Source organism: Acinetobacter sp. YT-02 (genome assembly GCF_002412355.1).
In the GTDB taxonomy this organism is placed as follows: Bacteria; Pseudomonadota; Gammaproteobacteria; order Pseudomonadales; family Moraxellaceae; genus Acinetobacter; species Acinetobacter towneri.
In genome coordinates this window covers 145,407-170,576 of the sequence record NZ_NOZT01000003.1, presented here as the reverse complement: position 1 = coordinate 170,576, position 25,170 = coordinate 145,407, and the positions used below count along the sequence as shown (strand labels likewise).

At 40.5% G+C, this 25,170-nt stretch carries 25 protein-coding genes; 12 read left to right on the top strand and 13 right to left on the bottom strand.

Going from position 1 to position 25,170, the window contains the following annotated elements; translation table 11 throughout:
- Position 1: 1 nt before the first annotated feature.
- From CF596_RS02710 to CF596_RS02700, 3 genes are all read right to left on the bottom strand, one after another.
- A protein-coding gene (locus tag CF596_RS02710; RefSeq protein WP_096901138.1) for an IS5 family transposase occupies positions 2-815 on the bottom strand; the annotation gives its coding sequence in 2 pieces (ribosomal slippage) (positions 2-427 and positions 429-815; 813 coding nt in all).
- Positions 805-1,119 (bottom strand): hypothetical protein, encoded by a 315-nt coding sequence (locus CF596_RS02705; protein WP_035310653.1) that lies wholly within the window; start codon positions 1,117-1,119, stop codon positions 805-807. Before CF596_RS02705 ends, CF596_RS02710 begins: the two co-directional genes overlap by 11 nt.
- A 255-nt stretch (positions 1,120-1,374) precedes the next feature.
- A complete protein-coding gene (locus CF596_RS02700; protein WP_096901137.1) occupies positions 1,375-1,818 on the bottom strand; it encodes a hypothetical protein in 444 nt (147 codons plus the stop codon).
- Between the two features lie 254 nt (positions 1,819-2,072).
- Here CF596_RS02700 and serC point away from each other — a divergent pair, with 254 nt between their 5' ends.
- On the top strand, positions 2,073-3,152 hold the full coding sequence (gene serC / locus CF596_RS02695) for a 3-phosphoserine/phosphohydroxythreonine transaminase (RefSeq protein WP_004971842.1): 1,080 nt from the start codon (positions 2,073-2,075) through the stop codon (positions 3,150-3,152).
- A 94-nt stretch (positions 3,153-3,246) separates the two neighbouring features.
- Here serC and CF596_RS14695 read toward each other — a convergent pair whose 3' ends face one another.
- Positions 3,247-3,387, bottom strand: coding sequence for a hypothetical protein (locus tag CF596_RS14695; protein WP_004971840.1), 141 nt, complete (start codon positions 3,385-3,387; stop codon positions 3,247-3,249).
- Between the two features lie 489 nt (positions 3,388-3,876).
- Positions 3,877-4,809, bottom strand: coding sequence for a hypothetical protein (locus CF596_RS02690; protein WP_019837949.1), 933 nt, complete (start codon positions 4,807-4,809; stop codon positions 3,877-3,879).
- Positions 4,810-5,048: 239 nt separating this feature from the next.
- On the opposite strand from CF596_RS02690, the gene CF596_RS02685 reads away from it, so the two are divergent.
- Together CF596_RS02685 and CF596_RS02680 are read left to right on the top strand one after the other, a co-directional pair.
- The gene (locus CF596_RS02685; protein WP_004971836.1) at positions 5,049-5,516 is read left to right on the top strand and encodes a YaiI/YqxD family protein; all 468 of its coding nucleotides are present in this window, start codon (positions 5,049-5,051) and stop codon (positions 5,514-5,516) included.
- Positions 5,517-5,528: 12 nt separating this feature from the next.
- Entirely contained in the window at positions 5,529-6,440 is a 912-nt protein-coding gene (locus CF596_RS02680; RefSeq protein ID WP_096901136.1) for an EamA family transporter, read from the top strand.
- A 76-nt stretch (positions 6,441-6,516) separates the two neighbouring features.
- Here CF596_RS02680 and CF596_RS02675 read toward each other — a convergent pair whose 3' ends face one another.
- Positions 6,517-7,080: a PilZ domain-containing protein gene (locus CF596_RS02675; RefSeq protein ID WP_004971830.1), complete on the bottom strand. Its 564-nt coding sequence runs from the start codon at positions 7,078-7,080 to the stop codon at positions 6,517-6,519.
- A gap of 25 nt (positions 7,081-7,105) precedes the next feature.
- Between CF596_RS02675 and CF596_RS02670 the strand changes: the two genes are divergently transcribed.
- From CF596_RS02670 to CF596_RS02660, 3 genes are all read left to right on the top strand, one after another.
- Complete coding sequence (locus tag CF596_RS02670) at positions 7,106-8,341, top strand: lipoprotein-releasing ABC transporter permease subunit (protein ID WP_004971828.1); 1,236 nt, start codon at positions 7,106-7,108, stop codon at positions 8,339-8,341.
- The gene (lolD, locus tag CF596_RS02665; RefSeq protein ID WP_096901135.1) at positions 8,334-9,017 is read left to right on the top strand and encodes a lipoprotein-releasing ABC transporter ATP-binding protein LolD; all 684 of its coding nucleotides are present in this window, start codon (positions 8,334-8,336) and stop codon (positions 9,015-9,017) included. The genes CF596_RS02670 and lolD overlap by 8 nt, the downstream gene beginning before the upstream one ends.
- Positions 9,018-9,150: 133 nt before the next feature.
- Entirely contained in the window at positions 9,151-11,586 is a 2,436-nt protein-coding gene (locus tag CF596_RS02660; RefSeq protein ID WP_096901134.1) for a DNA internalization-related competence protein ComEC/Rec2, read from the top strand.
- On the opposite strand, the gene CF596_RS02655 is transcribed toward CF596_RS02660, so the two are convergent.
- On the bottom strand, positions 11,543-12,532 hold the full coding sequence (locus CF596_RS02655; RefSeq protein ID WP_096901133.1) for a lysophospholipid acyltransferase family protein: 990 nt from the start codon (positions 12,530-12,532) through the stop codon (positions 11,543-11,545). The two genes, CF596_RS02660 and CF596_RS02655, sit on opposite strands and share 44 nt — an antisense overlap.
- A 127-nt stretch (positions 12,533-12,659) precedes the next feature.
- On the opposite strand from CF596_RS02655, the gene sppA reads away from it, so the two are divergent.
- Both sppA and CF596_RS02645 read left to right on the top strand, forming a co-directional pair.
- Complete coding sequence (gene sppA / locus CF596_RS02650) at positions 12,660-13,682, top strand: signal peptide peptidase SppA (RefSeq protein WP_096901132.1); 1,023 nt, start codon at positions 12,660-12,662, stop codon at positions 13,680-13,682.
- Positions 13,679-14,497 (top strand): alpha/beta hydrolase, encoded by an 819-nt coding sequence (locus CF596_RS02645; RefSeq protein WP_004971819.1) that lies wholly within the window; start codon positions 13,679-13,681, stop codon positions 14,495-14,497. Before sppA ends, CF596_RS02645 begins: the two co-directional genes overlap by 4 nt.
- Positions 14,498-14,586: 89 nt before the next feature.
- Here CF596_RS02645 and purN read toward each other — a convergent pair whose 3' ends face one another.
- Together purN and purM are read right to left on the bottom strand one after the other, a co-directional pair.
- Positions 14,587-15,216, bottom strand: coding sequence for a phosphoribosylglycinamide formyltransferase (purN, locus tag CF596_RS02640; RefSeq protein WP_096901131.1), 630 nt, complete (start codon positions 15,214-15,216; stop codon positions 14,587-14,589).
- A gap of 10 nt (positions 15,217-15,226) precedes the next feature.
- On the bottom strand, positions 15,227-16,297 hold the full coding sequence (gene purM, locus CF596_RS02635; protein WP_004971815.1) for a phosphoribosylformylglycinamidine cyclo-ligase: 1,071 nt from the start codon (positions 16,295-16,297) through the stop codon (positions 15,227-15,229).
- 135 nt (positions 16,298-16,432) lie between these two features.
- Here purM and cxpE point away from each other — a divergent pair, with 135 nt between their 5' ends.
- The 4 genes from cxpE (at position 16,433) to CF596_RS02615 (ending at position 22,784) form a co-directional block, all read left to right on the top strand.
- The gene (gene cxpE, locus CF596_RS02630) at positions 16,433-17,653 is read left to right on the top strand and encodes a chloramphenicol efflux transporter CxpE (protein WP_096901130.1); all 1,221 of its coding nucleotides are present in this window, start codon (positions 16,433-16,435) and stop codon (positions 17,651-17,653) included.
- Positions 17,654-17,667: 14 nt separating this feature from the next.
- Positions 17,668-18,372, top strand: a complete 705-nt coding sequence (gene hda / locus CF596_RS02625) for a DnaA regulatory inactivator Hda (protein ID WP_004971812.1) — start codon at positions 17,668-17,670, stop codon at positions 18,370-18,372.
- 122 nt (positions 18,373-18,494) lie between these two features.
- Positions 18,495-20,312 (top strand): rhombotarget A, encoded by a 1,818-nt coding sequence (gene rbtA / locus CF596_RS02620; RefSeq protein WP_096901129.1) that lies wholly within the window; start codon positions 18,495-18,497, stop codon positions 20,310-20,312.
- A gap of 57 nt (positions 20,313-20,369) precedes the next feature.
- Complete coding sequence (locus tag CF596_RS02615) at positions 20,370-22,784, top strand: CSLREA domain-containing protein (protein ID WP_242439119.1); 2,415 nt, start codon at positions 20,370-20,372, stop codon at positions 22,782-22,784.
- 100 nt (positions 22,785-22,884) lie between these two features.
- On the opposite strand, the gene CF596_RS02610 is transcribed toward CF596_RS02615, so the two are convergent.
- The 4 genes from CF596_RS02610 to CF596_RS02595 form a co-directional block, all read right to left on the bottom strand.
- Positions 22,885-23,286, bottom strand: a complete 402-nt coding sequence (locus tag CF596_RS02610; protein WP_004971806.1) for a DUF3106 domain-containing protein — start codon at positions 23,284-23,286, stop codon at positions 22,885-22,887.
- Positions 23,276-23,596, bottom strand: coding sequence for a hypothetical protein (locus tag CF596_RS02605; protein WP_004971804.1), 321 nt, complete (start codon positions 23,594-23,596; stop codon positions 23,276-23,278). Before CF596_RS02605 ends, CF596_RS02610 begins: the two co-directional genes overlap by 11 nt.
- Positions 23,593-24,207, bottom strand: coding sequence for an RNA polymerase sigma factor (locus CF596_RS02600; RefSeq protein ID WP_004971803.1), 615 nt, complete (start codon positions 24,205-24,207; stop codon positions 23,593-23,595). Before CF596_RS02600 ends, CF596_RS02605 begins: the two co-directional genes overlap by 4 nt.
- A 156-nt stretch (positions 24,208-24,363) precedes the next feature.
- Complete coding sequence (locus CF596_RS02595) at positions 24,364-25,140, bottom strand: RNA methyltransferase (RefSeq protein ID WP_004971802.1); 777 nt, start codon at positions 25,138-25,140, stop codon at positions 24,364-24,366.
- Positions 25,141-25,170: the final 30 nt, after the last annotated feature.

Sequence of the window (25,170 nt, the reverse complement as noted above, 5' to 3'; positions counted from 1 at the left end):
GTTAATTTAAGAGCATCCAATTCACCATTCCAGCAATTAAATTCATTCTTAGACCAAATCGTTTCCGTCTATTTCTATAGCGTTCTGTTAATATCCGAAAATGTTTAAGTTTGCCGTTGATATGTTCAATTGTGATCCTACGCCGACTGATTTCTTGGTTGATCTGTTTTGCTATTTGGGGTAATGATAAATTGTTAGGTTTCTTGATTGGAATGAGTAACTTACTCTTAATCTGATGAAATCCTTTATAGGCTAAATCTGCCATGATATAAGGATAAATAATCATCTCCTTCAAATGCTTACGCGCAATGTTCAGATCGTGTTTTCTGCCATCTTCAATCTGTATACTTACAATTTGCTTTAATTGGGGGTTAAAAATGACCTGTGTTTTTAGCGTATGTTTCTTCTTTTTACCACTATAGAATTTTCTTTGTTTTTTTGGGACGCTCAATCTGTGACTCAGTAACATCAACGATTACATAATCCCCCTCATTAAACTTTTGATTCCTTTTCGGCAATGCGAAAATCCGTGATTGAATCAGAGCATTTTCAACTTTCTGAATCGTACAATTCACATTACTTTCAGCTAGGTTATAGTCGGCGGATAACTCAATTTGAGTTCTATAACAGCGTAAGTAATTTAAAGTTAACAACAATTGATCCTCTAAACACAACGAATGAGGTCTTCCAGATTTTTTCTTGGCAAGTTCAGCATGTTGTAACACTGATACCATTTTTAAGAATAATGGACGAGGAACTCCAACAAGTCGTTTAAATTCTTCATCATTAAATCTTGTTAAATTTTCATATTTCATGAGATGAGTATAAACAATTTTTTACTTTCGCAAGAGGTCTAATATTAGTGAAAAAATAATTAGTTTTATAGCTAATCATAGATTCCAAGATATTTTGAGGTAACAAAATTACAGGTCCAACAACTTTATTAGGCCCCCAAGGAGCGTGAGGAAGTGAAAATTTTGATTTTTTCCATTCGTTATCGATTGCACAAAAGAAATGAATAGCCTCTTTTGTTTCAGTCGTTTCTATACCTAATTTTTCACATTGTTCTAATGTATATTCTGCAAAATGTTTAAAGCAAATATTAGGGTTTGTTGACAATTCGTCTATGTTTGCGGCATGAGAGATATATCTCGCAAGGTTTTTTAGCTGCTATAAGGCATGGGACAGGAAATTTAGTCATTTTAAATGACTGGCACATAACGCAATAGCAGCAAAAAATATGCTCGCCCTGAAAGGCTGTGGCTAAAACTTTCTCAGATTGTGTTATGAAACTTAGCAATAATCTCGCTATTCCTTGCGTTTCATGCCTGATCTGCTCAGTTTTAGCCTACAGCGCAAGCCATTTATGAAATGTCAACAGACCTTAGTCGTTATATCTGAAATAGTGTCTGGACCTATACCATCTGCAACTAATATTAATTCTTCAAGATCTTCTAATAAGCCTGTCTGAGCTGCCTGAGAAGACTTTAAGCATGTGAGTATATATTCAACTTTAATATCGTGTGATCCTTTGCCATTTACTCCTTCTTTAGTTGCACCAATGCCAGTATATTTGGGCTCAGGAAAATGGGAGCATAATTTTCTTGCTTTAATTTCATCTTTTTCTTTAAGAGCTTCCATTAAACATTTCATAAAATTTTGCTGAGTAGTCAGAGCAGACTTGGAATGTATGTTCTCACAACGAGTTAAATAATAACTATCAATGTATAAGCGAGTATCTGTTTCCAGATTAGGGTCAAAGAAGTCAACTTCAAGTAAATTTTTATCTACCTTAAAGTGATTGAGGAATGTTGTCATTGTTTATTTCTCCTTTAATATTTATTTAAAATATCATTTAATTAGGAGTAGTGGGTGGTTTTTTGATCAATTTGCGACAGATATTGTCGTACACATTTCAACCTCTTTTTTTGATTTAGTAAATTTATCCCTCGAATCTACATTGATTTTTTGACTCTATCTTGGCTCATAGATTGAAATAATTTTGTGCAAGACCCTGCCAGATATGGTTAAATGCCATCATTTTATTGTGTTTCACTCTGAAAGGAAAAATCATGCGCGCGTACAACTTCTGTGCTGGTCCTGCAGCATTACCGACTGCCGTACTTGAAAAAGCTCAAGCTGAAATGCTTGACTGGCATGGCAAAGGTCTTTCGATCATGGAAATGAGCCACCGTAGTGCCGACTATGTTGCCATGGCTGAAAAAGCGGAAGCAGACCTGCGCAAACTCATGAATATTCCTGAGAACTACAAAGTATTGTTCTTGCAGGGTGGTGCATCGCTACAATTCTCTGCGATTCCATTGAATTTGTTGGGTAAAAACAACAAGGCAGATTATATCCACACGGGTATTTGGTCTGAAAAAGCCTTAAAAGAAGCGCAGCGCTATGGCGATATTCATGTCGTTGAAGCGGGTATTCAGATTGAAGGTAAGCATGCCATTAGCGAACAAAGCCAATGGAACTTATCTGCCGATGCTGCCTATGTGCATTATGCAGATAACGAAACAATTGGTGGTTTGCAGTTTGCCAATATTCCAGAAACAGACAAACCGTTGGTATGTGATTTCTCATCAAGCATTTTATCTGCACCTTTAGATGTATCTAAATTTGGTCTGATTTATGCAGGTGCGCAAAAAAATATTGGCCCAGCAGGCTTAACCATTGTGATTGTACGTGAAGATTTGCTTGATCAAGCCAAGCCTGAAATTCCAAGCATTTTGAAATATTCAGCACAGGCAAAAAATGATTCCATGGTGAATACACCTGCAACTTATGCATGGTATTTGTCTGGTTTAGTGTTTGAGTGGTTATTGCAAAACGGTGGTGTAGATGCGATTCATCAAGCTAACCTAGAAAAAGCGAAATTATTATACGGTTATATCGATTCAAGCGATTTCTACGCGAATCCAATTTATAGCGCAAACCGTTCAATTATGAACGTTCCGTTTACTTTGGCTGATGCCGCACTGGAAAAACAATTCTTGCAAGAAGCTGAAGAAAACCGTTTGTTGAACTTGGCAGGTCACCGTTCTGTAGGTGGTATGCGCGCAAGTATTTATAATGCAGTGCCATTAGATGGCGTACAAGCTTTGGTTAACTTTATGGATGACTTTGCAAAACGTCACGGTTAATTGATAGTAGTAAAAAGCAAAAACCCAGCTGAATTAGCTGGGTTTTTTTATAGAAATAGGTGAAAAGTCATAGAGGCTTGTTGATGAGTGAAACTCAGAACACAAAATAGTGTAAGCCGTAGGCGGAGAGCAGCATGCCTAATGCAAAAAATAGGCAAGACATCGGGTCGAGCTGATAGCGTTGCTCAAGTTGATGTTCTACATGCTGTAAGTTTTCTTCTTGCACGATTTTCATAGATATTATTTTCCGATGATCTATTTATCGTTAAATATTTAAATACGGCTATATTTTTAGCATAAAAAATTGATTAAATAAAGTACTAATTTTATTTTAAATATAATATCTGCCAATAATGAATTAATTCTGTGTTGATTTTTAAAATCCGCACCACTCAAGGCTTTCAGATTATCTACGGTGCTTGGTGCAGATGTTTGGGTTTTAAAATAACTTATCCACATATTCGATTTAAAATATGGCTGATTTTGAATTTATAATAAATTTAAAGCTGTGGATAACTGCGTTTTTTTGAATTTAAAATGCTTAAATAAGCATCAATATATTCATACTATCAATAGCACGCTTTTAACAATCAAAAATTGATTATAAGCCATCAGTGAAATAAGTATTGAAAGTTCCTTCTCCCTGAGGAGAAGGCGAGGATGGGGGGATGATGAATATGAATTTATTATTTAGACAGCTACTTTGAGGTTTATTTTTAATAAACTACTGTTTTATATTGTGAATATTGGCTTGAATCCAAATATTGCCACGAATGTATTGTCCAATTTCAAAGTTTTGGTGCGCAGGATTTTTAGTTGCAAGACGAATTAAAATCGCAGGCTGATTTTCATCATGAATTAGAGTGACATCATAAACAGTATAGGCTTGATTCATGAATTCAAAACTGGTTTTACCAACAACATTGCCCTGAAACCAAGCTTCATCTTCCTGACCGATATTTTCGCCATATAAATATGCGACCATTTTAGAAAAATCCACCGTTACAGGTGCTTTGTCATCTTCGGACTTAGGTTGCCATGCGTCAATTTGTTCTTGCAGATTGGCAGGTGCAACACCATCATTGGCTGCTAAAATATCATTCAGCGCACGATGGTGTTTAATTGACGCAGGATCATCGACCACCAATTGTTCGCCTTCAGCAACAGCTTCAAGTTCATACGCCCATGCGTTTAAATGCACCCAGTAGGTTTGATCTTTTTGGTATTGTTGATGGTTGACGCTGTATAAACTGTCAAAAGCATAGACAATACTGTTGTTGCCTAAATTGAGTCGAAGCACCGCTTGAGTGTTAGATTTGCAGCTAATGATACGTTCAATTTTAGCTTCAACTTTGTAAGGACTTTCAAAGCAAGGGAAAGCCGTTTTTACAGCTTGTGGTTTGTTATTTTCAACCGCAATCACTTGTGTCAATTGAATTGCCTCTTTGCTTGGGCCTTGAATCAGCCATGTGCTTTGATCCATTTCTGCTTCTTGGCGGCATAAACCCATTGGCATAATTGGTGCATCTAGAGCCAGTCCTAACCATTTTGGAACTTCGGTGCAGGGTTCATCCGTGAGTAAATTCCAATGTTCAACATGGCTGCCGAAGTTCTGATCTTCAATGCGGATGATTTCTGGTCTATTTTGATTGTTCATAAGCACTTTGAGATGTTGGGTTCTTTTCTTTACTCTTAGATCGAGGGTTATTTCGATTTTTCAAGTCTTTGGCTGAAATTTCATGTAATGCCACTGCATTTGTACAGATTGTGGACAGCGATGCAGCAGAAACAAAATCACATCCATCTACACTTTAGCATGCAATTCTGAGCATTTTAAACATACTGCAATGTAATGAGTTTGATACACTAGTCGCATATTATTATCAGGGTTGCACAGTGCTGCCATTTAAACTTTGGGTTGATGCAGATGCATTACCTAAAATTCTAAGAGAAGTCATTTTACGTGCTTCAGATCGTTACCAACTTGAAGTCACTTTTGTTGCCAATCAATCGGTCGGGATTACGCCTTCGGTACGGATTAACTCTATTCAAGTGATGCATGGTGCCGATGCCGCCGATCAGGAAATTGTAGATCGCATGAAGGAACACGACATTGTGATCACGCAGGATATTCCACTAGCGGCACAAGTGATTGAAAAGGGCGGAATAGCGATTCATCCACGTGGTGAAATTTATACTGTTGCCAATGTGAAAGCGCGTCTGCATTTGCGTGATTTTATGGATACTTTGCGTGGTGCAGGCGTACAAACAGGTGGGCCAGCACCTATTTCAGAACGTGATAAACGTGAGTTTTCAAGTAGTCTAGATCAAACCATCCAAAAGCAAAAACGTAAAACTGCTTAATACGAGCCACGCATGCCTTCTAAAACCAATATTATGATGACCTATGCCTTATTGGTTTTCATTTGGGCAACAACGCCTTTGGCAATTGTCTGGAGTGTGTCAGATTTATACATGCTTTGGGCTTTGGTGCTACGTTTTTTCATTGCTTTGCCCTTAGCTATTATTTTATTGCTGCTGTTAAAAGTGAAATTTCCACATCATCTACAAGCGTGGCATAGTTATTTGGCAGGTTCGTTTAGTCTGATCGGTTCACAAATTTTCACCTACATTGCCACCGCTTATTTAAGCTCAGGCATTATCGCCCTGATGTTTGGTCTGACCCCCATCATAGCAGGTTTGATTGGTCGTTTTGTGTTTCAGTTGCATTTGGCACGTATTCAATGGATCGGAATGACAGTGTCCATTTTAGGGCTTGGCATCATCTGCTTTGGCGGCGAAACACAGCATGTGCATCCTCTGGGTATTGTTTTAATGCTGTTTAGTGTATTGACCTACACCATGTCTATTTTCTGGGTGAAAAAAGTTAATGCGCAAGTTGAACCTGTAGCACAGGCAACTGGCTCGATTTTGGTATCAACCATTGCGGCTTTATGTATTGTGCCGTTTATTTGGCAATATGTACCGACTAGTTTGCCGAGTCTTAAATCTATCGCAGCTTTACTTTATACCGTGATCATGGCTTCTTTGATTGCAATGTTCTGTTATTTTAAATTGGTGCAGAATATTCAGGCGACTACCTTATCTTTAACCACCGTCATGACGCCAATGATTGCTTTGTTGATTGGTGCTTTACTCAATCAAGAAGCTTTATCGGTCATGGTATTTGTGGGCGCTTTGGTTTTATTGTCAGGCTTAGTGCTGTATTTTTATCGTGATCTTAAAGCAAGTCGGGCATTGGCTCAGAAAATCAAAACACCATCCTAACGATATGCAAAGATGGCGTTATCCACGTGATTTTATATACGCGAACATGCAGAAATGATTTATTTTATTTCTTAGATTATGCTTGTTTTAAAGCAACGGCTTCTGCAAGTTTGACGCGATCTTGAGGGTGTAGAGTAATAAAATACGCCCCAGTACGATATTGTCCATTTTCTTCTTCACGGCTGTAAACCACTTGCGCGGTTGCGGCTATATGGAAAAAGTTTTCAGGATGGCTGAGCGTGACATGAATATAACTGCCCGTGTTTAATTCACGTTCACTATAAAAACTGAAACCACTTTCTGAAAAATTGACCTGTTCAGGGATAGGTAACATGCTTTGTACAATTGCATCGTATAAAGACCCTGTAATAAGGTTTAATTTTTGGTTGAATAAGGATAAGATTCGAGCAATTTGTTGATCTTTTTCAGTTAATTGTTCTAATTCGTAGTTTAATGCATGATCAAATTGATCTAATTCTGCGAGTAGTAGAAAATAACGCGGTAAAACAAAATTAGCATCGTAAGGGTCGTTCAGCGCAACATCGTCAGAAATGATCTGGTAATTGATTCTCAGGGCAGCATCAATTCGTGACATGACACGACGTTCAGACGCGACGCTTTGATGCTGTAAATTTTCCATAATGTATTACCTCGGACTTGATGGTATGTTTAAACCAATCTCGCTATATATAGGGTTGAGATATACGCGCGCTCGGCGCAGTAACCACTTTATTTCTTTTATTGCCTTAGTTTCGATGATCGGTCTAACTTTGGGTGTTGCCGTCCTCATTACCGTACTTTCGGTGATGAATGGTTTTGATCGCGAATTAAAAAATCGTGTCTTGGGCATGATACCTCAAGCCACTGTTTCATCAACACAAATTTTAACAAATTGGCCAGAACTTGCAACGAAAGTTGAGCAACATAAGCATGTTGTTGGTGCTGCACCATTCACGCAATTGCAAGGCATGTTGACCGCACAAGGGCAAGTGTCGGGCATTATGGTCACGGGAATTGAACCCGAATACGAAAAGAAAGTATCCATCATTCAAAACCACATGGTTGCAGGCAGTATCGATAATCTGCAAAAGGGTGAGTTCGGTATTGTTTTGGGCAAACAAATGACCGATGCCTTGGGTTTGGGTTTAAACGACAGCATTACCTTGGTTTTACCTGAAGCGACGCCATCACCTGCAGGCGTTGTACCGCGTTTTAAACGCTTCAAAGTGGTCGGTATTTTTAGTATTGGTGCAGAAGTCGATTCGATGATGGGATATATCGCCCTGAATGATGCTTCGACTTTACTGCGTTTACCCGATGGTGCGCAAGGTGTACGCTTAAAACTGGATGATATTTTTGCTGCACCACAAGTATCTCGAGATATTGTGCAAGAGCTACCTGCCAACTTTTACGCTTCGGACTGGACTTATACTCACGGTAACTTGTTTAGCGCCATTCAAATGGAAAAGGCGATGGTGAGCCTATTGTTATTCCTAATTGTTTTGGTGGCTGCATTTAATATCGTGTCTTCTTTGGTGATGGTTGTGACCGATAAAAAATCGGATATTGCGATTTTAAGAACTTTGGGTGCATCACCAAGCACGATTACCAAAATTTTTATGGTGCAAGGTACGGTCATTGGGGTTATTGGTACGGTTTCAGGTGCAATCTTGGGGATTATTTTCGCGTCCAGTATCAGTGGCTTTATTGCATGGTTGAATAATGTATTAGGGCTAAACTTATTTGATGCCTACTTTATCAACTACTTACCTTCATATTTAAGATGGCAAGATGTGGTGGTGATTGTGAGCTTGTCATTAATTTTAAGTTTCTTGGCGACGATTTACCCTGCATTACGTGCCGCGAAAATTCAACCAGCAGAGGCATTGCGTTATGAGTAAGATTGTTCTGGAAGCCAAGCAAGTTTCTAAACACTTTACCGATGGCAAAACCACTGTTGAAGTGATTCGTGGTCTAGATTTACAAGTTCAGCAAGGGCAGTTTGTGTCGATTGTCGGAGCGAGTGGTTCGGGCAAAAGTACCTTATTGCATGTGTTGGGTGGTTTAGACCGTCCAAGCACAGGCGAAGTATTTTTACATGGGCAGCGTTTTGACAATTTAGGCGAAGCTGAACGCGGCTATTTGCGTAATCGATACCTCGGTTTTGTTTATCAGTTTCACCATTTATTGCCTGAGTTTAGTGCGCTTGAAAATGTGGCAATGCCGTTAATGTTACGTGCAGGCACAAATTACAAAGAGGTGAAGGCACAGGCAGACTATCTGCTTGAGCGAGTCGGTTTATCGCATCGTTTAACCCACAAACCGGGTGAGCTTTCTGGAGGGGAGCGTCAGCGTGTTGCGTTGGCACGTGCATTAGTAACAAAACCCGCACTCATGCTTGCCGATGAACCCACTGGAAATTTAGACCGCAAAACTGCAGTTAAAATTTTTGAATTGCTGCGTGAATTACGCAGAGAGTTTAATATGGCGATGCTGATTGTGACCCATGATGAGGAGCTGGCAAAATCTGCCGATACAATTTTGCACATGCAAGATGGTATTTGGGTAGATACTTAAGAGCAGCATAGCTGGTAAACGCATTCAAAAGTGACAGCGTTTACAATAAATTGCTTGAATAAGATTGTTTTGTTGAAGCCCACTTCGGTGGGCTTTATGATGCATGTTAATAAAAATAATAAGTCTAATATTTATGCTGCAATTGATGGGATTGACTTGGGTGATCGGGATCGCCTGTGTCGGAATACGTTCTTCTTCTTTTCCAATACATCTTCTGACTGCCATGCCCAGTGCAATGGTTTTACTGATTCTATGCTGTGTCATCGCGCAGTATTTGTTGCAAGCTCGCTTATCTTCAATTTATTGGAAATGTTTGAATGTTGGTGTAGCAGGGGTTTTGAGTTTTGTTCTCGGCTTGATTTATGCCGATACTCAGATGCAGCAGCGTTTACAATGGCGCGAGCTAAATTCTGAATTTACCGAAGTTGTAGTTTATGTCAGAGAGTTAAATCAACTGAATGACAACGGCATTTCACAAAAGATCGAGGTGTTAAGCCGACATCCTCAAACAGTGACCTGGTTAGCGACTTTAGCTCAGACCCAAGTATATCATGGGCAAAATTTAGAACTTGGACACTATTACAAATTAAGTGGAAAAATTCGCCCTGCACATAGTTATGCCACAGCAGGGGCATTTGATGTAGAGCGATGGTATTTACAACAAAATATCATGAGTGGTTTTCGGGTGGAGCAGGTTCAACTCATTCCGTCAGAACAAATTTATGCCATGGGCTTTACACAACATTGGCGTGCACAACAAACGTTATGGGCAAAATTTCGTTTATGGATTGAACAGCAGCGTTATCAAATTCGTTTGTTTATTCAGCAGCAACCTTTGCAGCATCAAGGTCTCATCCTTGCACTTCTTACAGGAGATAAAAGCTTATTAGATTCAGAAACCGAAGCACAGTTTCAGCGTTTTGGAATTAGTCACTTATTGGCAATTTCAGGACCGCATGTGCTGATTTTTGCATGCATGCTATGTTGGGCGTTGCATCAGCTTATTCGGTGTTATCGTCCGCATTGGTATTTGTGGATGCCTAAACAATATTTGCTCATGTTGCCATTTTTAAGTTGTGTATTGCTGTATACCGCCTTTGTTGGTTTTGAAATTCCTGCCTTAAGAACCTTGCTCATGTGCAGTCTCGTTACAGCGATGTTGGTGATGAAGCAGAAGCTTCAAGGTTTTGCCTTACTTATTTATAGTGCTGCATTATTGCTATGGTTTGATCCTTTAAGTGTGCTGTCTGCTGCTTTTTGGTTGTCATACGGGGCGTGTTTTATTCTGCTACGTATTTATCAAAGCCTGAGTGAGCAACCTCGTATAGGCCTGAATCGTTGGCAGCAACTAAAACATGCCAGCAAAATTTTAATTGAATCACAATGGAAAATTTTTATTGCCTTATTTCCTTTGGTGATTGTGTTTTTTAAACAAGTGGCGTGGATTGCACCGCTTATTAATATCATCGCAATTCCATTGATTGGTATGCTGATCGTGCCTTTAGATATTTTGGCAGGAATTTGCTTTTTTATTTTTGAACCCTTGGCGTCAATACTGTTTCAATTGAATGATCTAGCTGTGGCTTTATTCGGCTTGATTTTTCGGGAGATGGAAACTGTTTTTGCACCACGGCTACATACTTTGTCGATGTCTGCAACGGTGTATGTTTGTCTTTGTTTAGGCTTATTTCTGCTATTTTTACCACAATCGGTATTGCCTAAAACTTGGGCAATCTTATGTTTTGTTCCACTGATTATAGTCGATAGCCAACGACAACCATTTGAATTAACAGTACTCGATGTGGGGCAGGGACAAGCTTTATTTTTACGTTCAGGTCATTACAACATGATGATTGATGTGGGCGGTTCTTATGATGAAAGTAAGTTTAGTATTGGACAGCAAATTTTACGTCCATTTTTAGCGGTGCATGGTATTAAACAACTGGACTTGGTGGTTTTAAGTCATTTAGACCAAGACCATAGTGGTGCATTTCCTCATTTGCAAAATGAAGTCAATATTCAGCATGTCTTTGCCAATCAGACCGTAGATGTGGCAGTAAATAGCAAGTTTAATTTGTGTCAGCAAGGGCAACAGTGGTCTTTACCACATCAGGTACAGATACAAGTTTTATCTCCTAAACCGAGTCAATTACCCTATGCCGCACAGCAACAAAATGAGTTGTCATGTGTGTTGTATATTTCAGTGCCATCCGCACAGCCATATCAGCATTTTTTAGTGATGGGCGATGCAGGTTGGGCAACTGAATATCAATTATTGCAGGAATATCCTGATTTAAAAGTAGATGTGTTAATTTTGGGTCATCATGGGAGTAAGCACAGTTCTGCCTATGATTTTTTAGCACATTTTAAACCCAAATTGGCCGTGGCATCTGCAGGTTTTGATAATCGTTATGGACATCCTAGTTCTTTAGTTCAGCAACGCTTGGCTGCGCTCAATATTCCGTTCATGAACACCATACAACAGGGCAGCGTACGTTTTTCTGTAGATGCACAACAGCGTATGCTTATACAGCCGTATCGGCAGCAGAAATTGTGGTTGCAGCGTTAGTTTGGTTCTGTGTCTGGGCACGTACAGCCTGCACATCTGCCAAGGCTTCTTGCACAGGTTTATGATAGACCCCGCGTAAATCTGGATGGGCTTTATAGCGTTTATAACTCCAGTGATAATGTGTAGGATAACGACGGATCAAATCTTCAATTGCACGGTGAATAATAGCTGTCCCTGCATTGGCATCACACTGATAAATGTGCTCATCTATCGCTTCGATATACATATCAAAGCCTTGATCTGCATTTCTTAACGCATATAAGAACAAGGCCTTTGCTTTGGTTTTCTGAATCAGTTTGGCGCTTAAATTACTCGATTCCAACGGAATACCAAAAAAAGGAATCATCTCACCACCTATATTTGGGGTATGGTCTGGCAAAATGACAGTGGTTCCGCCTTGTTTGAGTGCTTTAAAAATTTGACGTACCCCAGATTCATCTGTTGGGACTAAATGTGCCTGTTCACGGCTACGTGCTTGGCGCACAAAATCATCTGCCGCAGGATTTTTGACAGGTTTATACATGATGGTCATTTGCGTATATTGAGCGATCCACGCATTCATAATTTCCCAAGTGCCAAAATGCGGCACAATTAAGACCAAACCCTTTTGTGCAGCCAGTGCATCTTGTAATAGTTCTAAACCATGTACCTGATGGATTCTTTGAATATTTTTTTGATTGCTTGATCCCCAAATATGAAAAAACTCAAAATAAGAGGTCAGTTCGTTACGAATTGCTTGCTGGGTAATCTGTTCGCGTTGTTGTGAGTTCAGCTCAGGAAGCGCAATTTGTAGATTGAGTTGAATGGTTTGAGAGGTTTTACTCAAACGCAGTGTATTGACCAAAAAAGCCAAAGATTTTGCAAAAAAACGCGCAACTGTTAAAGGTTGTCGACTGACAAAATCAAGCAGGCGCGATAAAGCCATTGTCGGTGCAGGTTCGGTCATAACGACAGCATCAATTGATAGAAAGGATAAAGATGTAAAATATTATAGGAGAAAATACAGGCTTTAGACAGTTTTTGCCAATTCCGCGTATATAATGGAGCAAATTTACTATTTTTTGGATTGTTTCATGTCCGATTGGCCACCAAAACCACAAAATGAATCACAACAAATATCTCCACAAGCACAGCAGCCAACAGGCAATGAGTGGAAACTATTAGAAAAAGCTGTTTTGGCTTCAGTTGAAGAACAACGTCGTGCACGTCGTTGGGGAATTTTCTTTAAGTTTTTAACTTTTGCTTATGTCTTTTTACTGTTGGTGATTATGGGGAAAGGGTGCAGTACCACGACCACGAATCCATCGGCAGCGAGTCCACATATCGCGGTGGTGGATATTGTTGGCACAATTGCATCTGACAAGCAAAGTGTGAACAGCAATGACACCATCAAGTCACTGAAAAAAGCCTATGAAAACAGCAACAGTCAGGCGGTGGTGCTAAATATTAATTCTCCGGGTGGTTCACCTGTGCAGTCCGATGAAATCTGGCAAGAAATTCAATATCTGAAAAAACAGCATCAAGGGAAAAAACTCTATGCCGTGATTGGTGATACTGGCGCTTCAGGTGCGTATTACATTGCTTCCGCTGCAGATGAAATTATTGTCAATCCATCAAGTTTGGTGGGTTCGATTGGTGTAATTATGCCAAATTATGGGCTGAGCGGTTTAATGCAAAAAATGGGTGTGGAAGATCGTACTATGACCTCAGGTGAAAATAAAGCCTTATTGTCGATGACACAACCTGTTGATCCTGAACAGAAAAAACATGTGCAAGCCGTATTAGATAATGTGCATGGCCACTTTATTCAAGCAGTGAAAGATGGACGCGGCGCGAAACTGAAATCACAAGATCCTGCGATTTTCTCAGGTCTGTTCTGGACAGGTGAGCAAGCCGTGACTTTAGGCATTGCCGATAAGATTGGCAGTTTAAATAGCCTGAAGCGTGATTTAAACCTAGATAAAACAGTGAACTATACCATTGAACACAGTCCTTTAGACTCTGTGTTGGGTCGTATGGGTGCAGCAGTGGGAGAGGGCTTTGCCACTTCTTTATCTCAACATATTCAGACTGAGCAAAACGCGAAATTACAATGAAACCACTGATTCATTTTGCGCATGCCAATGGCGTGCCATCGAAGGTTTATCAAAAACTGTTTGATTTACTTAAAGATGATTACGATGTGATTTACGTCCCTTTGTTGGGGCCAGATAAGCGTTATCCGATTGATAATCATTGGCAAAGCTTAACCCAACAAGTGATTGACAGTGTTGTACGTCAAGCTCAGGGACGTAAAGTGATTGCGTTGGGGCATTCTTTAGGTGCAGTGTTGTCGTTTCAAGCCTCTTTACAACGCCCTGAATTATTTGAACAAGTGATCATGCTTGATCCACCTTTAATTATGGGTAAAGCATCGGTGTTTTTACATTTTGCCAAAATGTTTAAGCTTAAAGCAGTAGATCAACTGTCGCCTGCATCTTTGTCTTTGCGCCGTCGTGATCATTGGGAAAGTCGTGAGCAAGCAGCAGACTTATTGCGTCCGAAAGGTTTTTATCAAGATTTTGATGCCGACTGTTTTCAGGCTTATATCGAGCATGCTTTGACTGATGACCATGTACGAGGCGGGGTACAATTGACCATTCCAAAAATGGACGAGGTCAATATTTTTAGAACCAATCCATCACTGTGGTGGTTACCGCAAGCAAAACTGCAAGTGCCGACAGAATTGGTGATTGCAAAAAAAGGGCCGTTCTTAAAAGCAGGTTTCCCACAAATTACCGCCAAGAAATTCAACATTGCTTATCAGGTGGTTGAAGGTGGACATATGTTCCCTTTAGAAAAACCTGAAGCGACGGTGCAGTTGATTAAAGATTTGATTCAAGCACAGCAGAGTAAAGCTGCTTCTGTTTAATTCAGTCTGAACCAAATACGAACCATAAAAAACGCCTGATCAACAGGCGTTTTTTCGTATATATCAAAAGCTACATACTTAAAGAATATTTAAAAATTGCAAAACTGCACAGGTTGTTGTAACAGTTGTTGGCGATACATCACACCTTGCACAGTGTGCTGAATGGTTCCGTTACAAATCCATTCAACCACTTGCGGATAAATCAAATGCTCCAACACATGCACACGGTTCGCCAAGCTTTCGGCATCATCGTGGATGTTTACTTGCAACACACCTTGTGCCAGTGCTTGACCTGCATCTAATTCAGCAGTGACATAATGCACGGTACAACCATGTAAAGTATCGCCTGTATTGAGTACACGTTGATGGGTGTGCATGCCTTTATAATGCGGCAAGAGTGAAGGATGAATGTTGAGCATTTTACCTTCCCAAGCATGCACAAATTTGGCACTTAAAATACGCATAAAGCCTGCGAGAACAACCAAATCAACATCCCAATCAAGTAATTGTTGATGCATGACATCATCAAATAATTCACGACTCGGATATTGTTTGTGCTCAATCACTGCAGTTTGAATCCCTGCTTGTTGAGCGCGTTGTAAAGCATAAGCATCAGGCTTATTGGAAATAACCCCAACAATTTGCCCTGAAAGATTGGCATCTATCAGGGCTTGTAAGTTACTTCCGCTGCCTGAAACGAGGACAGCTATTTTGATCATCTGAGTCAAATCACGCAAAAATTACGCGAATTTTTTCATCTGCGCCTTCAACGGATTCGGCGTTGTCTTGAATACGACCCATCACCCAAGCTTTTTCGCCAAGGCTGTTGAGAAGCTCAACTGTTTTGTCTGCATCGTTGGCATCTACAACAACAACCATACCTACACCACAGTTAAAGGTGCGATACATTTCAAACTGTTCTACACCGCCTTCACGTTGTAACAATTTGAACAGTTCTGGCCATTCCCAAGATGATTCGTCAATCACTGCTTGCGCACCATTTGGCAATACACGTGGTAAGTTACCTGGTAAACCGCCACCCGTAATGTGCGCCATAGCATGCACATCAACTTGTTTGCACAGTTCAAGCATTGATTTGACATAAATGCGTGTTGGTTCCATGGCAACGTCAGCCAGTGGACGACCATCAACCAGTTGAGTTAAATCAACATTTTTTACGTCTAAAATTTTACGAAGTAAAGAGTAACCGTTTGAGTGTGCACCTGAAGAAGCGACACCAATCAGAACGTCACCAGCTTTTACTTTAGAGCCATCAATAATTTTGCTTTGCTCAACCACGCCCACACAGAAGCCTGCAAGATCGTAATCTTCACCTTCATACATGCCTGGCATTTCTGCTGTTTCACCACCTACAAGCGCACAGCCTGCAAGCTCACAGCCTTTACCAATACCTGTCACAACATTGGCAGCAACGTCTACATTTAAGTGACCTGTTGCATAGTAGTCGAGGAAAAATAAAGGTTCAGCACCACATACCAACAAATCGTTTACACACATTGCGACTAAGTCTTGACCAATGGTGTCGTGGCGATTTAGGTTCAACGCTAAACGTAATTTAGTCCCTACACCATCTGTGCCAGATACGAGGACAGGTTCTTCATAACCTTTAGGAATTTTACAAAGTGCGCCAAAGCCACCTAATCCACCCATCACTTCAGGACGAGTAGTACGCTTAGCGACAGATTTGATACGATCGACTAACGCGTCGCCCGCTTCAATATCGACACCAGCATCTTTATAGCTTAAACCAGTGGTAGGGTTAGAAGTTGAGTTGCTCATAATGAAGTCTCCGCATTCGCGGGGCCGATTATACCTGAATATACGAAACTCTTATGTTATTTATGCGCCAAAATGCTATCTTTATTCAAATATTTTAGCTTCTATAACGAATAAACTGAAAAAAGGCGAATTTCTATGGTCGATCGTACCTTGCGTCGCATTTTTATCCTGTCTGGGATAGTTCTGCTCCTTTGGGTGCTGTACTTATTAAAACCGGTTGTCATTCCTTTTGTGGTCGCATTTTTCATGGCCTATTTATTTAGCCCATTGGTGGAAAATTTATGCAAAGTCGGTTTGCCGCGCTGGTTGTCAATCAGTATTGTATTTATTGGAATTGGTATCGCGCTGACGCTTGCTGTTTGGTACATCATTCCATTGGTTTGGAAACAGTTGATTATTGCGCGTGACAGTATTCCTGTAGGTATTAACTGGATCAATTCGACCTTCTTGCCGTGGGTATCATCCACTTTCAATATTGAAGAAATGGAAATTGATACCTCGCACATGAGCAGCATCGTCATGGATTATGTGCAAACCAATTATAGCGCCGATAGTATTCAAGCCATGTTATTGCGTGTCGCACAGTCTGGTCTGAATTTTATTCAAATTGGCGGCACCGTGGTGCTGATTCCAATTATTGCTTTCTATTTCCTACTCGACTGGCAGCGTATGCTCGACAGCCTGCGTCGCTTAATTCCGCGTCCTTATGAGCAAAGCACTTTGGCTGTGGTACAAGAATGTCACAGTGTTCTAGGTGCTTTCGTTAAAGGTCAGTTTTTGGTGATGATCTTGTTGGGCGTCGTTTATGCGACTGGATTGCAACTGATTGGTTTAGAAGTCGGCTTGATTATTGGGATGGTTGCGGGACTTGCTAGTATTATTCCGTATTTAGGTTTCGCTGTAGGGATTGTTGCAGCCATTATTGCCACTTTCCTACAATTTGGCATTGACTGGATGCAATTGGTTTTAGTCCTTGTGGTCTTTATGATTGGACAGGCGGTGGAAGGCTATATTCTACAACCGTTTTTATTGGGTGATAAAATCGGACTTTCGCCAGTCGCGGTGGTGTTTGCTGTTTTAGCAGGTGCACAACTGGCTGGATTCATGGGGATGTTGATTGCTTTACCTGTAGCAGCGGTGATTGTGGTTTTACTGCGTCATTTACGTGATTTTTACGAAAAAAGTTATTTGTATGGGCAGCCTGTGGTGGTGTCTGAAGATGGTGCATCGGGTGACATTAGCATTGATACAGCACAAGTTCATATTGATATTGAGCTTGATCCTCAGTCAGCAAATTCACTGCAACAGACTGAAAAATCAAGTAAGATAAAGCCCTCAGATCAGCAAAACTCCTAGGTGATTACAATTCTATGCGTCAACTGCAGTTAGATATCGAGCCTCAATTAGATGCACGGATCAGTGATTTTTCTGGTCCGGGTTGGGGGCATGTGATTGATGCAGTTCGACAGCTTCATGCAGGATTGGTCAATCGCTTTTATGTCTATGGTGGTGCGGGCACAGGCAAAAGTCATTTATTGTCTGCAATTTGCGATTCCTATTTAGAAATTGGCAAATCAGCTATTAAAGTATCCTTACTTGAATTATTGGATGCCCCAACAGAAGCAATTACCTCTTTAGACCGTTATGATTTGGTTGCTTTAGACGATATTGAAGCGATTAGTGGTGTACCACATTGGCAACGTGCGGTGTTTCACTTAATCAATTACAGCAATGAGGTTGGTGGTCAGTTGGTGTTTTCATCACGTTTTGCACCGATTGAATTAAAGCTTGAATTGCCCGATTTGCAATCACGTTTGACGCAGGCAGTGAGTGTTAAAGTGCCTTCAGGCAGTTTGTATGCAGACCGACAAGCTTTAGTGAGTTCCGTGTTAGAGCGTCGCGGGATTATCATCGACCCACAAATTATTGATTACTTATTGTTACATGGCCCACAGCAGACCTCGATTTTGCTGCAAAGCCTTGAACAGTTGGTGCAATTACTTAAAGGAGAGAAAACGAAATTAAGTGGCGCAAACCTGCGTCAGATTTATGCTTTAATTGACGAATATCGGTAAAAATTAAAATTACTTGAGAATTTGCGCAAGCTATGCCAAATTATTCGGAAAATAATTCGAAGTTGCAGGGAATTTGCAACTAAAGAAGAAAAAAAACAAAGAAAATTACAAGGAGTACGCTTATGCTCAAGCAGAGCATCGGCATTGGTATGCTGTTTATCGCAGGTCATGCATATAGTAGTAATATCATTGTCACCACCACTGCTGACACCAAAGCAGATGATCAACAATGTTCTTTGCGTGAAGCCATTGAGTATATTAATTTAGGCATGCCTGAAGAAGGCTATTTGGGCTGTGGCGGCAAAAATGCCTCAAGTGTGATTTTATTAGAAAAGAAAGCCGTCTATCAAATTGATACTCAACTTAAAATTACAGAAAACCTTGAAATTAAAACCACCTATGACAGTAGTCTGAATGATAAAACTGCCCCAGGTTTGAATAATGCCACGATTCAGATGCGCGGCAATGAGCGAATTTTCCACATTGAAGATAGCAAGGATCGTTTCTTAAAAGTTTCTTTAAAAGAATTAACTTTACAGGGCTGCGGTGAGGAACGCTGTCGTCAGCAACAAGGTGGTCTGATTTATAATAATGAACATTTAATTTTAGACTATGTGAAACTGAGTCAGGGTGTAGCCAATCAAGGTGGGGCAATTTATAACCTCGCACAAATGACTGACGAGAAGATCCCTGCAGGTTTTATTGAGATCAAAAATAGCTTGCTTGAAGCTAACCAAGCGCAGGAAGGTGGCGTCATTTATACGCAATTCCCACGCTTTGTGATTACAACTTCAGTATTTAAAGGCAACAAAACCATATCAGTTGCTTCAGCCAATCTCTATTCTGCAGCAAGTTTGGCAGATGAAGAAATCAAAGCCTTTCCTAGTATGGGGAATATGATCGTGAGCAGTACTTTTACTGCAAATGAAGGCTATGTCATGAATGTGCTGGATGATATTGGTGTCAATAGCATTAGCTTGATTGGTAACAGCCGTGGTGTGTATCTCAACGCACCTTTGGGTAAAGCCTATATTGCCAATAGTGTGATTTTGGGTAATCCACATCCTGTCAGTGTCAATACTGCAGCAAACTGTGTGCAAGCAGGTTCAGATGCAACAAGATTGCAAAATAATTTAGTCGGCGCAGGCTGTGGAGCAGGCGATAGCAACTATCCAAATACGCTATGGACTGCAAATTCGGTGCTTGCAGGTAATCTGCTTGAAGGTGCATGCCAAACCCTCAGTCAAGATAAAACGGCACTCTTTTGTCCATATCAAGTTCCTGAAAACTCATTCTTGGGCTTTATGCGCCCACGCGTATTGCTCAGTTATAACAGCCTGAAAGATTCTGTGGTGTTGAATCAGGGGCAATTACAACTGGGAGATAATACGGTAGTCGGTTGTGCTGCTTCAGATCAGCGCGGTAAAAACCGTCAGTCAGATATTACCTTATGTGACCGTGGTGCAATAGAGGTGATGGTTCCTGAAACTATGGGGCTTATAGGTCAAGATATTTTGGCGGGTCAAATTGCTAAAATGTCGGTGAGTGATTTGTTGGGTGATAGTGATTTGGTGCCTAAAGAATTTTGTGATCAAGTCTATCCAAACAATCCGACAGGCCAAGCATGGCAAGCAGGTTGTGTGCAAATTGAGCAACTCGATACACGTTCTAAAGGAAAATTGACCGTAGATGAGTTGGGGAATTTGGTATATACCCCAGATTCTGCTTGGCATGGTGCAGATGTCTTTAAAATTAAATTAGTTACCAGCACCACACGCTTTAACAGCACAACACCTTATATGGAAGTGAAAGTCCAAGTTATTCAAGAACATGAAAATCGTATGGAAAGCGATAAAATAAAAGTTTCTGGTGGTGCATGGGGCGCTTACGGATTAATGACTTTATTGGGTTTGTTGGGTTTACGCCGTAGAAAAGCATAAAGGATGAATATGAAAAATAATAAAAAAACACTATTAGGGATAATGGTGCTGTCTGCTATGTCGCTTATGGCAGCAGATAATCGTGTGATTCAGGTCACGACCTTTGAAGATCAAAATGGTGAAGACTTAAGCAAATGTTCATTACGTGAAGCGTTAGTTGCGGCCAAGCAGAATATTGCGTTCGGTGGATGTAGCGCAGGCAATACCAACCGTGGTGCAACCGATATGATTCAGTTGCAGGCTGGGGAATATATCTTAAACTCAGAATTACGCCCGCAATCTATGGTGCGTATTTATGGGGCGACAGCGGTCGACTATAACCAAGTAGATCCAATTACACATCGTTATCCTTCAATTGCACCGTTAAAAACCACTATTAATGCACATGGCAATAGCCGCATTATCAATACTTCAGATACCCAAGCCAGCGTGGCGCTATACGATGTCATTCTAAAAAATGGGAATGCCCATGGTGGTGCTAATGCAAACCCTGCAGATGCAGGCAAGGGTGGTGCATTATTTGTGGCAGGCCCATTAGCTGCGAACAATGTCGAAATTCAAAATTCGCATGCAGAACAAGGTGGTGCAATTTACGTTGTTGCTCATCAAGCGGAGCGTCAAGTCAATTTAGAAAATGCTTATATCCATGCGAACCAAGCCAAAGTAGGTAGTGTGTTGGCAATGGATTGTAGTGCCAACTTGGTCAATACACGCTCTATGGTGAAAATTGACCGCAGCAGTATTGTGAAAAATGGTGCTGCAAATAGTCTTAGTACTTTTGATCTTTGCGGCCAACCAGATCTTGCGTTGACTGCCAGTACGATTGCACAAAACCAAGCTGATACCAGCAAAGGTCATATCTTTAACTTAAGTAATGCAGAAAATCATCCGCTTAGCACTTTGTCACAGGTGTATTTGCAAAGTAATACCATTGTTGAAAATAAAGCATTGAGTACTTTGTTTTATGACAATTATCCACGTATTGTCCTCTCTTTTAATATGTTGGCCTTTAACCAAGGTAAATCTTGTCGTTATGCATTCCCTGCGAGCTTAGAGCAGGCGCGCAACATCAACACAATTCGCAATGCCTTATTCGCAATGGGATCAGCGACAGAGCAAGGCGAGTGTGATTTGCCTGAAACAGCAAATAGTTCTTATGATGGTGCTAAAAATTTGGATTTGACAGGGCTTAGCTTTGATCAAGTATTGCAGCCCTTGCAAGAACCATCTGCTTATAATTTATTCCTGCCGTTGTATTATCCAAAACTTGGTTCAGACCCTGCGAAAGATTTGATTGATGTAAACAGCATGGGGTGTAGTGATTATGAACAACGTGGTTTAGCGCGGGTGAGTAATGCAACTTTAACTTTAAATCCTGATGCAAAAAATACCTGTGAAATTGGCTCTGTAGAAGTGATGCGCTTAAATGCAGCCGATATTCAAAGCTTGCGTAATGTCTCTTATGAAAGTTTATTTGCCAATTATCAGCAACAAATTGACCGTATTCAGTCTGCGATAGATCAAAGTAAAGATGCTGCATCTTCGGTCGTTTCTCAATCGCGTACTGATTTGAAAACGATGCAGGATTTGTTGGCGAATACCAAAGCTAAGCAGCAATATCGTGCCATTTATGTTGATCCATTTGCGATGGCATTAAAGCAAGATGAACCAACTGCAGATGGGAAATTTGTTCAGTTAAGACAGCTTAATTCTGACAACTTTAGCATTAGCACTGAAGTATTGGGGATTGGTGCAATTTCGGGTTCAGGTACCACATTTAGTACCGATAAATTGACCCAAGATCCACTATTCAAATGTGAATGGGATGCACAGTTGCAACGGATTGTGATGTATCGACTGAATGATAAAGTCACAGAAGCAACCGATTCAGCGTATTGTAAATACACCATTACCTCAAAATTGGACAGTAATTTGCATTCTTCGGGCTTACTTGAAGGTAAATTTAGCAATATTGCCCCAATTGCAAAAGATGATCGTGTACGACTTGAATATGGTACAGACCTCAAAGTGAGTTTTAATCCATTGCTGAATGATAGCGATGCAGGCGATGGTTCTATCAGCACTTTGAAAGAAAATACCAATAAGCCTGCATTCTATAAAGATAGTACAGGACAAGAACTGGCAATTCGTTTTACACAAGTACCTTCAGGTGTGGTACTTACGGCAGATCGTCAAGCACCTTGTCCTGGGGATTATGCACGTGAAATTTGTTATGGTGGCAATATTCAGGTTCAAGTACGAAATAGCTTTAGCCCATTTGATTATGAGCTGAAATACACGATTTTCGATCATGAACTGGAATTATCGCCTGAAGCGACCATTACTTTAGAAAATACAGCGAAAAATACCAATTATGAAGCCAGTGGTGGTGGCGGGGGAAGCTTAGGTTTCTGGGGTATGTTTGGTTTAATCGGATTGGCGTTCTATCGTCAACGTCCAAGAAAATCGTAATCTACCGACTCTTTATTGCAAAAGCCTCATCTGTTTTACACGATGAGGCTTTTGTTATTGGTGACTTCAAGTACTTTCTATTATCCATGAACAGATAAAATTAGTGACTCATTGCAGGCTGCTGATATTTAAGAATGTATTCCTGACGAATTAAAGGTCGTTGTTCAGGTGTTGCTTGTTGCAAGCGTTGTCCTAATTCACGACGTTCTTGCGTGCTCATTTTTTGCCAAGTTTCACGCATTTTTTGTTTTTCGCTATCAGGCAGTTGAGTAAACCAATCCATCCGCTGCTGTAAAGCTACGCTTTTTTCTGCAGGAATTTCTTTTAAGTTTTGATAGCGCTTAATTAAGGCCAATTGTTCTTCTTCAGAAAGAGTTTCCCAGGTTTCTGAAATTTGCGTATCTGCATCTTTGGAAAAAATCCAAAAACGCTCAAACCCTGCAAAACTGGTTTGTAAAAAACTGAGCGCACAACACGCAATCACAATTCGTTTAGCTGCCATGTGGAACTTTGTCCTCACCCAACACCATTAACATTTCTAAATCTTCCACCATTTGTGGAGAAAGTTTAGGAACAGATACAGCTTGATTCTGCGGCTGTGTGGTCATTTCCATTGAATTTGGCAAGACCACAAAACCTGCAATTGCCGCAGCCAATGCAAAACCTGACATTTTCCAAAGCCCATAGCGCGATGTTTTCTTGTCTTGAATATTGTCCAAGACATGATTCATGACCGCGGCTTTGTCTTGATGGTGGCGAGCCAATCCATCAAGTTTAGATGTCACTTGTTTTAAGAAATCATCTTGTTTCATTCTGATGATCCTCCCAGATACGGATTCATATGTGCCAAACTGTTGCGTAAAGCTTGAATAGCACGGTGATAATGCGTTTTTACACTGCCTTCAGTGCAGTTCATAATTTGTGCGGTGGTTTGCGTATCAAAACCTTCCCAAGCACGTAACATAAAAGCTTGTTGTTGCCGCACAGGAAGCCCCGCAATTGCTGCCTGAATTTCTTCTACAGTCACAGCTTGATCTAAAAACTCTGCAGGATTGAGTGCTTGCTCATCGACAATATCAAGTTGTTCAACATCGTCATCATCTAAACTGATTTTTTTGAACCATGAAAACGGTTGAGCGCGGCGAGCTTCTTTACGACGCCAATCTTGTAATTTGTTATTTAAAATGGTGTAAAACAGGGGATACCATTCCTCTGTGGCTTTGTCAGCATAAGATTTATGCAAGGAAATAAAGGCTTCTTGCACCAAATCCATAGCAATGCCGTGCTGTCCTTGCGTTGCACTTTCCATCATCACTAAGGCACGCCCCGTTACGTCTTGCATGAAATTCTTCAGACGTTGCTCAGCCGTACTCTTAAGAGCACTCAAATTTTCCGAGTGTGACGACTTCGGGTTTAAATCCATAGAGATGGAAAATCCTGTCATTGGATACCCACCATTATTTTTAACATCATATTTTTATAACGCTAAAAACAATGGTTTGGTTGACATTGCAAGTTATTATTTTCAGTCTAATCTATTTTTTTTGCAGGGCTAGTCTTTTTAAAATAAATTAACCATTTACAGACGTTGGCGTACCATTTCAAAGAAACAGATTGAGCCTGCAATTGCCACATTCAAAGATTCCTGTCCACCTGGTTGTGGAATACTTACCGCTTCTGCATGCTGTAAGGCATAATCGGACACACCTTGACCTTCATTGCCTAGAATCCAGACGCAAGCCTTACGCAGATTTTTGGAATAGAGACTTTCTGCATGGTGTGAACTGGTCACATATACAGGAATCTGAAATTGTGCTAAGACATCTTCGAGTTCAATATTTTCAAAGGTATGCAAGCTAAAGTGTGCGCCCATGCCTGCACGTAACACCCGTGGCGACCAAAGTGAGGCAGAACCTTTGGTACAAATAATTTGTTCAATACCTGCTGCTGCTGCAGAGCGCAATAAGGTGCCGACATTACCCGGATCTTGCACATTTTCTAAAATCAGTGTGTCTGCTTTAAAGTCTAAAGCTTGGCTTGAACTTGGCACGTCGACAATGGCTAAACAGGCAAGGGAAGTGCCTAAAGTGCTTAAATCTTTATATAAAGATTCGCCAATGACAAAGACCACGCCTGTGTATTTAGCCAAAATACGCTCATAGTCAGGATGGCTTAGTGCATGTTCGGTGGTAAAAATCGAATTGATTTTTTTATTTTCATGTAACCACGCCAGACACAAATGTGTACCTTCAAGTACCGTTTGTCCCTGTTTTTTGCGATAGTTATTTTGTTCAATTAAACCACGTAAGTGTTTAATTTTCGGGTTATCTTTTGATTCTAAAAAAATCGTAGGCATGCGATAAAATCCACAGCAGTCAGCGAATGG